The organism is Brevundimonas sp. BAL450, from assembly GCF_015767455.1.
Classification (GTDB): domain Bacteria; phylum Pseudomonadota; class Alphaproteobacteria; order Caulobacterales; family Caulobacteraceae; genus Brevundimonas; species Brevundimonas abyssalis.
On sequence record NZ_JADWOW010000030.1, the window covers coordinates 1 to 14,357 of the forward strand.

Consider the following 14,357-nt stretch of genomic DNA (forward strand, 5'->3'; position numbering starts at 1 on the left):
CGAGGACTACCACCACCGCATCGACGACCCGGCCGAGGGCATCACCGAACGCTCGGTGCTGGTGATGCGCGGCTCGGGGCCCATCGGCCATCCCGGCGCCGCCGAGGTGGTCAACATGCGTCCGCCCGCCCACCTGATCAAAGCGGGCGTCACCGCCCTGCCCTGCATCGGCGACGGGCGCCAGTCGGGCACCTCGGGCAGCCCCTCGATCCTGCACGCCTCGCCGGAAGCGGCGGCGGGCGGGACCATTGCGGTGCTGAAGACCGGCGACCGCATCCGGGTGGACCTGAACACCTCCACCGTCACCCTGATGGTCCCCGACGCCGAGATCGCCGCGCGCAAGGCCGCGCTGGAGGCCGCCGGCGGCTATGCCTATCCCGCCTCCCAGACCCCCTGGCAGGAGATCCAGCGCGGCCTCACCGGCCAGCTCGAGACCGGCGCCACCCTCGAGAACAGCGTCAAATACCACCGCATCGTCGACACCATCGCGCCCGCGCCAAGGGATAATCACTAGGGCGGTCAGCCCAGGCGGATCCGGTTCTGGGGCAGGCCGGGGGTGTCCACGCGGAGGCGGAACAGACCGCCTGCCGCGGGCTGGGCGGCGCGGGTCTCGTCGTCCTGCCCCAGCCAGGCGGTGGTGCAGTAGAGCGTCTTCAGGTCGTCATCGCCGAACGTGGCCTTGGTCACCGCCGAGACCGGGAAGTCGATCTTGCCCAGATAGCCGCCGTCGGGCGCCCAGCGGCCCACGCCCCAGCCGCCGAACAGGCCCACGTGCAGCACGCCCGCCGAGTCCACCGACGGGCCGTCGGCGTAACCGTCAACGGTCGTGGCGAACAGGCGCTTGTTGGCGATGGCGCCGTCGGCGTGGTCGAAGGCGTAGACGGCCTTGTCGAGGGTGTCGTGATGATAGAGCACGGTCCCGTCCGGGCTCAGGGCCGGGCCGTTGCTGACGCCGTAACCGTCGTCCATGAGCGTCAGCGCACCCGCCGCCCAGCGATACAGGGCGCCGGTCTTCTGCTGTTCGGAATCGTCCATGGAGCCGAACCACAGGGATCCGTCCGGGGCCACGAAGCCGTCGTTCAGGCGGTTCCGGGGCCGGTCCTGCTCCACGGTCTGGAGCAGGGAGAACGCGCCCGTCGCCACGTCGAACCGGTACAGGCCGCCGCGCACGCCGCAGATCAGCGACCCGTCCTCGGCCGGCAGGGCGAAGCCGATCTGGTCCGGCGCGGACCAGCTCTGCTTGCCAGCGTCATCGACGCCGTAGCGGTTCAGGGTCCGGCCCTTGATGTCCACGAACCAGACGCAGCGCCGGTCCGCATCCCACACCGGCCCCTCGGCCAGCTCGGCCCTGAGGTCCCAGATCAGTTCGGGCGCCGACACCGTCAGCTCCAGGAGTAGGCGGTCTTGGTCTGGGTGAAGAACTCCACCGCCGCGAAGCCCTGCTCGCGCGGGCCGTAGCTGGACTTCTTCGAGCCGCCGAAGGGCACGTGATAGTCCACCCCAGCGGTGGGCAGATTGACCATCACCATGCCGGCGCGCGCATTCCGCTGGAAGTCGCGGGCGTGCTTCAGGCTGGTGGTGACGATGCCGGCGGACAGGCCGAACTCCACGCCGTTGGCGACCTCGAGGGCCTCCTCGTAGGACTTCACCCGAATGGTGGAGGCGACGGGGCCGAACACCTCCTCCTGATTGATGCGCATGTCCGTCGCCGTGTCGGCGATCAGGGTCGGCTGCACGTACCAGCCGGGCTTTTCCAGCTGCATGCGGTCGCCGCCGGTGACGACGCGGCCGCCGTCGCCCCTGGCCACTTGGATGTAGCGGTAGGAGGTCTCCATCTGGTCCTCCGAGACGGCGGGACCCATCTGGGTTTCCGGGTCCAGGGCGTCGCCCACGCGCAGGGCCTTCACCTTCTCCGCCAGGGCCGCGACGAACTTGTCGTGGATGCCGTCCTGCACGATCAGGCGCGAGGAGGCGGTGCAGCGCTGGCCGGTGGCGAAGAAGGAGCCGTCCAGGGCGATCTGCACCGCCCGGTCCAGGTCTGCATCGTCCATGACCACCAGCGGGTTCTTGCCGCCCATCTCCAGCTGCACCCGGGCCTGACGCTTGACCGCGCCCAGGGCCACGCCCGCGCCGACGCCCTGCGAGCCGGTGAAGCTGATGGCGTCCACGCCCGTGTGGTCCACGATGGCCTGACCCACGCGGCCCCGGCCGATGATCATGTTGACCACGCCCCTGGGCAGGCCCGCCTCATGGAGGATGGCCACCAGCGCCTCGGCCGTGGCGGGGGTCTGGCCGGCGGGCTTGATCACCACCGTGTTCCCGAACGCGAGAGCCGGGGCCATCTTCCAGGCCGGGATGGCGATGGGGAAGTTCCAGGGCGTGATCAGGCCGTAGACGCCCACCGCCTGGCGGTAGGTCTGGACCTCCACGCCCGGCCGCGTCGACATCAGGTTCTGTCCGTGCAGACGCAGGGCCTCGCCGCCGAAGAATTTCAGGATGCGGGCGGCGCGCGCCGTTTCGCCGATGCCCTCGGCGAGGGTCTTGCCCTCTTCGCGCGACAGCAGACGGCCCACTTCCTCGCGGCGCTCCATCAGGATGTTGGACGCCTTGTCCAGCACGTCCGAGCGCACCTCGGGCGAGGCGTCGGCCCAGCCGCCGAAGGCCGCGCGCGCGGCGTCCACCGCCGCATTGACCTCGGCGTCGCCGCCGTCGGGGACGCGGGCCACCACGTCGCGGGTGTCGGACGGGTTCAGGCTCTCGGACGGCCGGTCCGTCGAAACCTTCTCGCCGTTGATCCAGTGGGAGAGTTCGAGGGTGTCGGACATGGCGTGTCTCCTTTGTGGCCCGCGCCGGGGAGGTCGCGGGCCTTCAGTACATTCCAAAATCAGGCGAGGGCCGAACGACGAATTCGTTCGGCCCCGCCCGTTCGTGTCGATAACCGGCGGCTCAGCCGGTCATCTGCTCCAGTTCCTTGCCGCGGGTCTCGTGGACCAGGGCCAGGACGAAGAACACCGAGACCAGGGCGCTGAGGGCGTAGAAGCCGTAGGTCAGCGTCAGGCCGATGCCGGCGGCCATGATCGGGAAGCTCATGGTGATGCCGAAGTTGGCGATCCACTGGGCGAAGCCCGAAACCGCCAGGCCGGAGCCGCGGATCTGGTTCGGGAACATCTCGCCCAGCATGACCCACATGACCGGACCCCAGCTGAAGTTGAAGAACATCACATAGATATTGGCCGCCACCAGCGCCAGCAGCCCCATCTGGGGCGTGAGGTCGAGGAAGCTGGATGAGAGGGTGGTCTGGGCGTCATAGACCGTGCCGTTGTTCAGCACCGTGCCGGCTTCCAGCACCGTGCCCGAGGCCATGAAGGTCCCGGTGGAGAAGGCGTAGGCCACCAGCCCCAGGGTGATGGCCATGCCCACCGAGCCGACCAGCAGCATGGGCTTGCGGCCCAGCCTGTCGATCACCAGCAGGCCCAGAACCACCGCCGCGATGGACAGGGCGCCGGACAGCACATTGATCATCAGGGCGTCGTTTTCGCTCAGCCCCACCGACTGCCACAGCACCGCGCCGTAGTAGAAGACGATGTTGATGCCCACCAGCTGCTGGAACACCGCCAGGCCGATGCCGGCCCAGACGATCATGCGGATGCCGCCCTTGTTGCGGTCGATCAGGTCCGAAAGGCGGGGCTTGTGATCCGCCGTCAGGGACTGCTGGATCTCGGCCACCTTGAGGCCGGCGGCCTTCGGCCCGAACAGGCGGCCCAGCACCTCGGTGGCCTTTTCGTGCTTGCCCTTGATGACCAGGAAGCGCGGGCTTTCGGGGATCAGGAACAGGGCGAAGAAGAAGATCACCGCGGGGATCAGCTCCACCCAGAACATCCAGCGCCAGGTGGTGAAGCCCAGCCAGAATTCCGTGGTCGATCCGCCCGCCGTATTGGCCAGCAGGTAGTTGGCCAGGAACGAGAAGAACAGGCCCGAGATGATGGCGATCTGCTGGATCGTCGTCAGGCGGCCGCGCATGTGGGCGGGGGCGATCTCGGAGATGTAGGCGGGCGCCATGACGCTGGCGGCGCCCACGGCCAGACCGCCGAGGATGCGGTAGATCACGAACTCGGTGGAGGTGCCCGCGATGCCCGAACCCCAGGCGCTGACGATGAACAGCACCGCCGCCACGATCATCATGGTGCGGCGGCCCCAGACGTCGGCGGCGCGGCCCGCGAAGGCGGCGCCGATGGCGCAGCCCAGCAGCATGGAGGCCACGTTGAACCCGGTGCCCACCTCTTCGGAATTGAAGGCCTGGCGCAGGCCCTCCACGGTGCCGTTGATGACGCCGCTGTCGTAGCCGAACAGGAAGCCGCCGATCGTCGCCACCAGCACGGTGAGGATGACCAGCCCCATGTTCGTTCGCTCGAGTTCGGCGGAAGGCGGCGCCCCCGCCTGATTTACATCCGTCATGCCTCAGTCCTCCCGATGGGGTTCTCCCGACCCCGGTTGAGACGCCTGGCTATCTCCAGCCTGCGTCCACGAAATACTCATGCCCGGTGATCGCGCGGGCGTCATCAGACGACAGGAACAGGGCCATGGCGGCGATGTCCCTGGGTTCGATTCTCAGCGTCAGGCATTGAGCCGCCACGATCTCGGCCTCGCCCTCGGGCGAGTACCACTTCATCTGGCGCTCGGTCTTCACATTGCCCGGCACGATGCAGGCCACGCGCACCCCGTCCGGGCCCCATTCGCGGGCCAGGGCGCGGGTCATGCCCTCGATGGCCGCCTTGGCGGTCTCATACAGCGACAGGTCCGGCATCCCCAGATGCCAGGAGATGGAGCCCAGGTTCAGGATCACGCCCTTGCCGCGTCGACGCATGGCCGGGGCCACCGCCTGGGCGGCGAAGAACTGGTGGCGCAGGTTCACCGCCATGCGCTCGTCCCAGTAGGCGGGCGTGACGGCGTCGGCCCGGTGACGATCATCGTTGGCGGCGTTGTTGATGAGCACGTCCACTTCGCCGTGTTCGGCTTCGATGCGCGCGAAACAGGCCTTGAGCGCGTCCAGGTCGGTCAGGTCGCAGGGCCGGAACACCGGCGCGGGAGACTGATGGGCCAGACGCGCCTCCAGCGCCCGGGACGGCGCCTCGGCGATGTCCAGAAACACCACCCGCGCGCCCTGCCGGACGTAGGCCTCGGTCAGACCCTCGCCGATGCCCGAGCCGCCGCCGGTGATGACCACCAGCCGGTCCTTGAGAGAGGGATAGATCGCTTCGCTCATCGCGCGCCTCCAAGCAGGCCGCGGGAGGCCAGATTACGCATCAGTCCGGAGACCCCCAGGGTCCAGGGCGGGGCCTGGTCGCTGGTGGTCACCTTGTTGTCGAGAACGCCCAGACGGGGCGAGGACACCCGCACCCGGTCGCCCGGCTTGTGGGTGAAGCCGCCGCCGGGCGCATCGCGATCCTCGATAGGGGCGAACATGGTGCCCAGATAGAGGATCAGGCCGTCGGGATACTGGTGGTGCCTGCCGATGGTCTGGCCCACCAGCTCCACCGGATCACGGCTGATCAGGCTCATGGAGCTTTCGCCCTTCATGACGAAGCCGTCGTCGCCGACCACCTCCAGAGAAATGGTGGCCTGACGCAGGTCGTCGAGGGTGAAGCCGTCGTCGAACAGGCGGATGAACGGTCCCAGCGCCGCAGAGGCGTTGTTGTCCTTGGCCTTGCCCAGCAGCAGGGCCGAGCGGCCCTCGATGTCGCGCAGGTTGACGTCATTGCCCAGCGTCGCCCCGAGGATGCGGCCGGTGGAATCGCAGACCACCGCCACCTCGGGCTCGGGGTTGTTCCAGGCCGAGTCCGACCGCACGCCCACATAGTCGCCCCAGCCCACCGAGGACAGGATCGGGGCCTTGGTGAAGATCTCGGCGTCGGGGCCGATGGCGACCTCCAGATACTGGGACCACAGGCCGTCGGCGATCAGGGCGGTCTTGAGGGCGGCGGCCTGTTCCGAGCCGGGCTTCACGGCCGACAGGTCGGCGCCCACCTTGTCCTTCAGGGCCTTGCGGATTTCGTCGGCGGCGGCGGCGTCGCCGCGGGCGCGCTCCTCGATCACCCGCTCCACGGCCGAGACGGCGAAGGTCACGCCCGATGCTTTCACGCACTGGAGATCGACCGGCGACAGCAGCTTGACCGCATCGGGCGACGGCCCGCCCCAGACGGTGGCGAACTCCATGTCGGCCAGGGCGCCGAGATCGCGGCCCTCAAAGGCGGCGAGGTCATCGGCGCGGGCGAGCGCGTCGGCGCAGGTGGGGGCGAAACCGGAAATGTCCTGAACCCGGCCCTCGCGGACGCGTACGGGCGTCGGGCCTTCGGGCAGTTCGATCCGTCCGATCAGGGTCGCGGCGTCCCAATCCGCCGCAAGGCATTCAACAATACTGGTCATTTCCCCCGCCGTCGCGTGAGGTGGGCGAGCCCACCGGCGCGGTCGTTTCTGTTAGCGGTAACATCAAAGGGCTGACCGTCGGTGTCAAGAGCCATCACGCGGCGGCCCGATCAGGGGGTCAGTCGGCGGTCGGCGCCGGCCCGCAGGAGTCGCGCACGACCAGGGTGTGGGTCACCAGCCGGTCGACGGGCGCGTCGCTCCGCGCCTGGCCCCGCCCCCGGATGTCGTCGCTGAGGATGCGCACGGCGGCCTCGGCCATCTCGGCCACCGGCTGGCGGACGGTGGTCAGCTCCGGCCAGACGGCGGTGGCGATGGAGGTGTCGTCAAAACCGACCACGGTCAGCGCGCCCGGCACGTCCAGCCCCTTGCGGTGGGCGGCGGTCAGGACACCGGCGGCCATGTCGTCGTTGGAGGCGAAGATGGCGGTCGGGGGCCGTCGCGCCGACAGCAGGCGCTCGGCGGCCTCGAGGCCGGAGCGATAGGTGAACTCGCCCGCCTCGATCAGGGCGGTGGCGGCGGGCTCGGCCGCGCGCATCTCGGTCTCGAAGCCCAGCAGGCGCTCGGCGCTGGCGGTTTGGTTGGAGGCGCCCTTGATGAAGCCGATGCGGCGGTGGCCCAGCTCCAGCAGGTGCCGGGTCATCTCGGCGGCGGCGGCGAAGTCGTCGATGCGCACGGCGCTGGCGTCCGAGCGGAAACGCCCGGCGGCCACAGCCACCACGGCCACCTCTCCGTCCTTGAGCTCCGACAGGGCGGCGTAGGATTCGCCGTGGGGCGGCGGCAGGATCACGCCGGAGGCGCCGCCCGCGATCAGGCGGCCCACCGCGGCGCGCTCGCTCTCCGGATTGGGGTCGCACTTCTCGATCAGCAGCAGGGCGCCGGTCTTCTGGGCGCCGTCCAGGGCCCCCACCAGGAACTCGCTGAGATAGCCGGCGGACGGGTTGGAGTAGAGCAGGCCGATGCGTCCGCCGCCCTGACGCGCCAGGCTGCGCGCCGCCGCGTTGGGCGCATAGCCCAGGGCCTCCACCGCGTCCTGCACCGTCTTGCGGGTGGCGTCCTTGACCCCGGGCGCCTCGTTCATGACCCGCGACACGGTCATGGGCGAAACCCCGGCGCGGCGCGCCACGTCATGGATGGTGACGGCGCCCTTTCTGTCCTTGCGGGAGTCGGCCAAGCCTGCTCGCCCCTTCAAATTGCGATCTCCCCTGATCGACCCTGGAAGGGCTCAGGTCAACGGTCCGAAGGGCACGATGCGGTTGGCGGAATCATGCCCGATGTCGGCGCGGCCAAGATAAGGAATGCCCGAGCGGTCGCACCAGTAGCGCACGATCTGCTCCGAGGTCAGGCCGAAGTCGGGGTCGTTGGGGGTGACGTCGCTGACCCGGCCCAGGCGGATGCCCGCCACGCGGCGGATCGCGGGCTGGCCGGTGATGTGGAACATGGCGCGGTCGGTGCGGTAGTCGGCCTCGCCCACCTCCTCCAGCATCAGCACATGGCCGGTCAGGTCCGGCTCCAGCGCCGTGCCCAGCAGCTGGCTGAGGATGGTGATGTTGAACGCCGCCGTGGGCGCGCCGCCGGTCAGGACGGCGGGCTCCAGCGCCGCCTTGTCCCGCCGCACCAGCCAGTCGAGGGCGCGGGCGAAGGCGATCTTGCCGTCAGACCGGCGCAGGTCCTGCACCATCGGCCCGTGGAACACCTGCTCGAACCCCAGCCGGTACAGCCCCGCCAGAATCGATCCGGCGTCGGAGTAGCCCATGTATGTCTTTTTGCGCGCCGCATCGTTGACCCCGGCCATCACCGCCTCGGCGATGCGGCAGGATCCATAGCCGCCTCGGGCGAACCAGACCGCGTCATGGGTCGGGTCGTTGGCGATCTCCAGAACAGCCCTGGCCCGGCCGGCGTCGTCGCCCGCGAAATGGCCGTGCTTGCCGAAGGACGCGGGGTGGAACTTCAGTTCGACCGAGCCGTCGGGATGCAGCGCGCGCACCATCTCCTGCGCCAGCACGGCGGTCTCCCGCTCGAAGCGCGAGCTGGCGGCCACGACGCCGATGCGGAAGGGCTTGTTCGGGGTGGCCATGTTCTGTCGCGCAATCCTCTGGCGCTGCGGGCGCGCCGTGCTAGTCAGGCGCTTCAAGCCTTCGGGGTTCGCGGCGCATGAATCAAGACCAGTCCTATTTCTTCTGCGGCGTCGGCGGCTCGGGCATGCTGCCGCTTGCCCTGATCATGAAGGCGCGCGGGGCCGCTGTGGAAGGCTCCGACCGGGCGCTGGATCAAGGCCGGACGCCGGAGAAGTTCGACTGGCTGCGCGGCCACGGCTTCACCCTGCATCCCCAGGACGGATCGGGCGTGCGCGCCGGTCAGGTGGTGGTGGCCACCGGGGCGGTGGAGGACACGGTGCCCGACATCCGCGCCGCGAAGGCCGCAGGCGCACGCATCCTGACCCGGCCCCAGCTGCTGTCGGAGCTGTTCAACGGCGCCGGGACCAGCGTCGGCGTGGCGGGCACCAGCGGCAAGTCCACCATCACCGGCATGATCGCCTGGATCCTGCACCGTGCCGGGCGCGCGCCCACCGTCATGAACGGCGCGGTGATGAAGAATTTCGTCCAGCCCGACCAGCCCTTCGCCAGCGCCCTGATCGGCGGGCCGGACCTGTTCGTCAGCGAGGTGGATGAGTCCGACGGCTCCATCGCCCGCTATGAACCCACCGTGGCTGTGATCTCCAATGTCTCGCTGGATCACAAGTCCATGGACGAGCTGCGCGCCCTGTTCGGCGGCTTCGCGGGCCGGGCGGCGACGGCGGTGCTGAACCTGGACGACGCCGAAACGCCCGCCGTGGCGAAACAGGCGTCGGCGACAATCACCTTCGCGCTGGACCATCCGGGGGCCGACCTGCGCGCCGTGGATCTGGCGCCCACCGCCGGCGGCATGACCTTCCGGCTGATCGAGAAAGACGGCGCGGCCCATGACGCCGAGCTGCGCGTGCCGGGCGCCCACAATGCGGCCAATGCGCTGGCGGCCGTCGGCGCGGTCAAGGCGCTGGGCGTGCCGGTCGCCGACGCGGTGGCGGCGCTGAAGGATTTCTCGGGCATCCGCCGTCGTCTGGAGGTGGCCGGTCAGGCGGGCGGGGTCACCGTGATCGACGACTTCGCCCACAACCCGGACAAGATCACCGCCACCCTGAACACCCTGCACGCCTTTCCCGGCCGCCTGCTGATCCTGTTCCAGCCCCACGGCTTCGGCCCTTTGAAGCTGATGAAGGCCGAGTTCATCGACGTCTTCGCGCGGCTGATGAGCCCCGACGACGTGCTGCTGATGCCCGAGCCGGTCTATTACGGCGGCACCACCGATCGCAGCGTCGGCTCGGGCGACATCGCGACCGGCATCGCGGCGGCGGGCCGTCATGCGGAGGCCCTGCCCGACCGCGCGGCCTGCGGCGAGCGCCTGATCCGGATGGCCCGTCCCGGGGACCGCATCCTGATCATGGGCGCCCGGGACGACACCCTGTCCGAGTTCGCCGCCGACCTGCTGAAGCGCCTCGACGCCGGGACTTGAGGGAACGCTCGTCCGTTCCATCTGTTCGACAGGTCACCCTCACATCCAGCCTTCCCGACGGAGCCCGTCATTTTTCAAGCCGACGTCCCGCCCGCCCCGCCCGGCACCGTTGACGAGATCGTCGTCACCGCCGCCCGCCTGCCCCCCGCCGCGGGCGACGCCGCCTTTGCGGTCATCCGGCTGGATCAGGACGACCTGGAGGCCAGCCAGCGGGTGGACGAGGCCCTGACCGGCGTGCCCGCCGTGTCGCTGTTCCGCCGCACGTCCAGCCTGTCGGCCAATCCGACGACGCAAGGCATATCCCTGCGGTCCATCGCCCCGTCCGGCGCGGGCCGGACCCTGGTGACCATGGACGGCGTGCCGCTGAACGACCCGTTCGGCGGCTGGGTGATCTGGTCGCAGATCGCGCCGGAGTCCCTCGACAGTCTGGACATCGTGCGCGGGTCCGGCGCGGGCCCCTACGGCGCCGGGGCCCTGACCGGGGTGATCGTGATGCGCGAGCGCGAGTCCGGGGCCGTGCTGGACGCCTCGGTCGCCGAACGCGGCGGCGCGCGCCTGTCCGGGTCGGGATCGCGTGGGTTCGGCCGGCTGACCCTGACCGCCTCGGGGCTGTACGAACACAGCGACGGCTATGTGCCCGTGCGCGGCCCGGAGCGGGGCGCGGCGGACACGCCGACGGATCTGGAGAGCCTGGGCGGGGCCCTGCGCGCCGACTGGGCGGCCACGGACGACATCGCCGTCTCGGCCCGCTTCGGGGCCTGGGAGGACGAGCGCGGCGCCGGGCTGGAGGGGGCGCGGGCGGAATCCAGCGGCCAGATCTACAGCCTGACGGCGGCGCGCCAGCCCACCGCCGACCGCCTCGGCTGGCGGGCGCAGATGTGGCGTCACGACAGCGATCTCAGCAACACCTTCGTGTCGGTGGCCGACGACCGGTCGAGCGCGTCGCTGGCCAACAATCAGTACGCCACCCCGGCCACCGGGCTGGGCGCCAATTTCGCCCTGCGCCGCGCCGCCGAGCGCTGGGGCGGATCGCTGGAGTGGGAGGTGGGCGCCGACGTCCGCAGCACCGAGGGCGAGGTGCGCGAGGTGAACGCGTTCAACCGCCAGCGCATCGCGGGCGGCGAGACCCTGATCGCCGGGGCCTATGCCGAGGGCTCCTGGACCGGCGGACCCTGGCTGGTCGCCGGGGGGCTGCGCGCCGACCGATGGAGCAACGAGAACGGCCGCCGGCTGGAGACCAACACGGCGACGGATGTGGTGCTGCTGGACCAGCGCTCGCCCGACCGCGACGGCGAGGTGGTCAGCGCCCGTCTGGCCGCACGGCGGGATCTGGGCGGCGGCTGGGCGGCGCGGGCGGCGGCCTACACCGGCTTCCGGCCCCCGACCCTGAACGAGCTGCACCGGCCCTTCCGCGTCGGCAACGACATCACCGAAGCCAATCCCGAGCTGGAGCCCGAGGTGCTGCGCGGCGTCGAGGCGGGTCTGGCGTGGAGCGGCGGCGCGGTCGATCTGACGGCCACGGTGTTCCACAACGAGATCGAGGACGCCATCGTCAACGTCACCATCGGCGAGGGACCCGGCGTCTTCCCCGTGGCGGGCTTCGTGCCCGCGGGCGGTGTGCTGCGCCAGCGCCGCAACGCCGGGACCGTGGAGGCCACGGGCGTCGAGGTGGAGGCCCGCTGGCGGCTGGAGACCGTGACCCTGTCCGGCGCCCTGTCGGCCACCGACGCCCGCATGGACGGCGGGACCGACGCGCCCCAGCTGACCGGGCTGCGTCCCGCCCAGGCGCCCATCTGGAGCGCCACCGCCGGGATCGACTGGCGTGCGTCCGACCGCCTGGGTCTGTCGGCCCGCGCCCGCTACGAGAGCCGCCGGTTCGACGATGATCTGAACAGCCGCGAACTGGACCCGGCCCTGGTTCTGGACGCCCGGGCGGAGTGGCGGGCCAACACACGCACCGTCCTCTATCTGGCCGCCGACAACCTGTTCGACGAGGATGTGGAGGTCGCCCGCACCGGCGACGGCGTGCCCGGCTATGGCCCCCCGCGCACCGTGCGTGCGGGGCTGCGGCTCACCTACTGATCCAGATTGAGCGAAATCTTGCGCTGCGGGCTCACGGAAACCGGTGTCAGCGCATAAACTGATGTTTCAAAGCCGATTGGTCCGGTTGGCGCGGGCGTGGAAATCCCCCAAGACGGGTCCATCCACGCAACTGGTGAAGGTGAGGCGCGAATGCCGACGCTCGTTCTGTTCGGCGGAGGCGGCGATCTGGCGCTGCGCATGCTGCTGCCGTCGCTGTACTTTCTGGAGCACGACGACCTGCTGCCCGAGGGGCTGACGGTCATCGCCGCCGCGCGCAGCGAGGACAGCCGCGACGCCTATCTGGCCAGCGTGCGCGAGTGGGTCCAGCCCCGCGCCGAGGCCGACGGCCAGTGGAGCGCCAAGGCCTTCGACCGGCTGTCGAAGCGGATCGACTATCTGGCCATGGACGCCACCGATCCCGACAGCCTGACTGCGCTCAGGGACAGGGCCGGGACCGAGGACCTCACCTATTTCCTGGCCGTGTCGCCGTCGCTGTACGCGCCCATCGTCAATGCGCTGAAGGCCATCGGCATGACCGGGGCCATGACCCGCATCGTGCTGGAGAAGCCCGTCGGCCGCGACCTGAAGACCTTCCGCGAGATCGACCAGGCGGTGGCCGCCGCCTTCACAGAGGACCGGGTGTTCCGCATCGATCACTATCTGGGCAAGGAGACGGTCCAGAACCTGATGGCGCTGCGCTTCGCCAACGTGATCTTCGAGCCCCTGTGGAACAACCTGTCCATCGACCACGTGCAGATCACCGTGGGCGAGACCACGGGCGTGGGCGACCGCTGGCCGTACTATGACGAGTACGGCGCCCTGCGCGACATGCTGCAGAACCACATGCTGCAGCTGCTGTGTCTGGTGGCCATGGAGCCGCCCTCGGACATGGACCCGGACTCGGTGCGCAACGAGAAGGTCAAGGTGCTGCGGTCCCTGCGCCCCATCACCAAGGCGGCCGCGAAGAAGGTCACTGTGCGCGGCCAGTACACGCCCGGAAGCGTCGAGAACCAGCCGGTCAAGGGTTACGAGCAGGAGCGCGGCCAGGCGTCGGACACCGACACCTTCGTCGCCCTGCGCGCCGACATCGACAACTGGCGCTGGGCCGGGGTGCCGTTCTTCATGCGCACCGGCAAGCGCATGCCCGACAAGCGCACCGAGATCGTCATCCAGTTCAAGCCGGTGCCCCACTCCATCTTCGACGGCGACGGGCGCGGCGACATCGTGGCCAACCGCATGGTCATCGCCCTGCAGCCCGACGAGGACGTGTCCCTGTCGGTGATGAACAAGGCGCCGGGACTGGACGCGAAGATGCGGCTGCAGCCCATCCGCATGTCCCTGTCCTGGGGCATGGAGGGCAAGAGCGGCCGCCCGCCGCGCCGCCGCATCGCCTATGAGCGCCTGTTGCTGGACGCCCTGAACGGCGACTCCACCCTGTTCGTGCGCCGGGACGAGGCGGAGAAGGCGTGGGAGTGGGTCGACGGGGTCTCGGCCGCCTGGCGCGCCGCCGAGATGAAGCCCGAGCCCTATGAGGCGGGAACCTGGGGGCCGTCGGGCGCCTTCGATCTGATGAGCCGTAACGGACGGGCGTGGAATGAGTGATATCCGGATCGAGATATTCCCGGACAAGGACGGCTGGGCCGACGCCTGCGCCGGACGTCTGTCGGACGCCCTGTCCGCTGCGCTGGGCGAAGGCGACAAGGCCCTGTTCGCGGGCGCGGGCGGGTCGACGCCCTCGCCCATCTATCGCCGTCTGGCCCAGGCCGATCTGGACTGGTCGAAGGTCGCCGTCACCCTGGTGGACGAACGCCACGTGCCGGAAAGCTCGCCGGACTCCAACGCCCGGCTGATGCGCGAGACCCTGCTGACCGGCCCGGCCGCCGCCGCGCGCTTCATCCCCCTGCACCATGCCGCTGTGACCGTGGACCGCGCCGCCGCCCTGGCCGCCCGCGCGCTGCAGGCCGAGGGGCCGCTGGACGCCGTGCTGCTGGGCATGGGCGAGGATGGGCATATCTGCTCCATGTTTCCGGGCAGTCCGACCCTGAAGACCCTGCTGACCACGGCGCTGGAGCCCGCCGTCTTCGGCGTGCCGCCCGGCCGCGACGGCATGGCCCCTCCGCAGGAGCGGATCAGCCTGAACATCCCTTATCTGGCCCGCGCCCGCCGCGTGGTGCTGGCCCTGACCGGCGCGAAGAAGCGCGCGGTCTTCGAGGCCGAGGCGGCGGGCGATCCCGCCGTCCAGCCCATCGCCGCCCTGATCGCGAGCGGCGCCCCTCTCGAGGTCCTCTGGACAGAGTAAGCTG

12 protein-coding genes are annotated in these 14,357 nt (G+C 70.2%); 5 read left to right on the top strand and 7 right to left on the bottom strand.

Annotated elements, in window-relative coordinates:
• Positions 1-514 (top strand): dihydroxy-acid dehydratase (locus IWC96_RS01640; RefSeq protein ID WP_196838241.1); only part of this gene is annotated, 514 nt, incomplete at its 5' end.
• A gap of 5 nt (positions 515-519) precedes the next feature.
• On the opposite strand, the gene IWC96_RS01645 is transcribed toward IWC96_RS01640, so the two are convergent.
• The 7 genes from IWC96_RS01645 to IWC96_RS01675 all read right to left on the bottom strand — a co-directional run bounded on the left by IWC96_RS01645 (position 520) and on the right by IWC96_RS01675 (position 8,497).
• On the bottom strand, positions 520-1,380 hold the full coding sequence (locus tag IWC96_RS01645) for an SMP-30/gluconolactonase/LRE family protein (RefSeq protein WP_021698115.1): 861 nt from the start codon (positions 1,378-1,380) through the stop codon (positions 520-522).
• 2 nt (positions 1,381-1,382) lie between these two features.
• A complete protein-coding gene (locus IWC96_RS01650) occupies positions 1,383-2,825 on the bottom strand; it encodes an aldehyde dehydrogenase family protein (RefSeq protein ID WP_021698116.1) in 1,443 nt (480 codons plus the stop codon).
• Positions 2,826-2,946: 121 nt separating this feature from the next.
• Positions 2,947-4,455 (bottom strand): sugar porter family MFS transporter, encoded by a 1,509-nt coding sequence (locus tag IWC96_RS01655; RefSeq protein ID WP_021698117.1) that lies wholly within the window; start codon positions 4,453-4,455, stop codon positions 2,947-2,949.
• 49 nt (positions 4,456-4,504) lie between these two features.
• Complete coding sequence (locus IWC96_RS01660) at positions 4,505-5,263, bottom strand: SDR family NAD(P)-dependent oxidoreductase (RefSeq protein ID WP_021698118.1); 759 nt, start codon at positions 5,261-5,263, stop codon at positions 4,505-4,507.
• Positions 5,260-6,423 carry a fumarylacetoacetate hydrolase family protein gene (locus tag IWC96_RS01665; protein WP_021698119.1) on the bottom strand — a complete coding sequence of 388 codons (1,164 nt, stop codon included), beginning with the start codon at positions 6,421-6,423 and terminating at the stop codon, positions 5,260-5,262. The genes IWC96_RS01660 and IWC96_RS01665 overlap by 4 nt, the downstream gene beginning before the upstream one ends.
• A 118-nt stretch (positions 6,424-6,541) precedes the next feature.
• The gene (locus tag IWC96_RS01670; protein ID WP_021698120.1) at positions 6,542-7,594 is read right to left on the bottom strand and encodes a LacI family DNA-binding transcriptional regulator; all 1,053 of its coding nucleotides are present in this window, start codon (positions 7,592-7,594) and stop codon (positions 6,542-6,544) included.
• A gap of 51 nt (positions 7,595-7,645) precedes the next feature.
• The gene (locus IWC96_RS01675) at positions 7,646-8,497 is read right to left on the bottom strand and encodes an LD-carboxypeptidase (protein WP_021698121.1); all 852 of its coding nucleotides are present in this window, start codon (positions 8,495-8,497) and stop codon (positions 7,646-7,648) included.
• 77 nt (positions 8,498-8,574) lie between these two features.
• Here IWC96_RS01675 and IWC96_RS01680 point away from each other — a divergent pair, with 77 nt between their 5' ends.
• The 4 genes from IWC96_RS01680 (at position 8,575) to pgl (ending at position 14,353) form a co-directional block, all read left to right on the top strand.
• On the top strand, positions 8,575-9,972 hold the full coding sequence (locus IWC96_RS01680; RefSeq protein ID WP_196838242.1) for a Mur ligase family protein: 1,398 nt from the start codon (positions 8,575-8,577) through the stop codon (positions 9,970-9,972).
• A gap of 69 nt (positions 9,973-10,041) precedes the next feature.
• On the top strand, positions 10,042-12,054 hold the full coding sequence (locus IWC96_RS01685; protein ID WP_196838263.1) for a TonB-dependent receptor domain-containing protein: 2,013 nt from the start codon (positions 10,042-10,044) through the stop codon (positions 12,052-12,054).
• Positions 12,055-12,204: 150 nt separating this feature from the next.
• Positions 12,205-13,656, top strand: coding sequence for a glucose-6-phosphate dehydrogenase (gene zwf / locus IWC96_RS01690; RefSeq protein WP_196838243.1), 1,452 nt, complete (start codon positions 12,205-12,207; stop codon positions 13,654-13,656).
• Positions 13,649-14,353 (top strand): 6-phosphogluconolactonase, encoded by a 705-nt coding sequence (gene pgl / locus IWC96_RS01695; RefSeq protein ID WP_021698126.1) that lies wholly within the window; start codon positions 13,649-13,651, stop codon positions 14,351-14,353. Before zwf ends, pgl begins: the two co-directional genes overlap by 8 nt.
• The last annotated feature ends 4 nt before the right edge of the window (positions 14,354-14,357 follow it).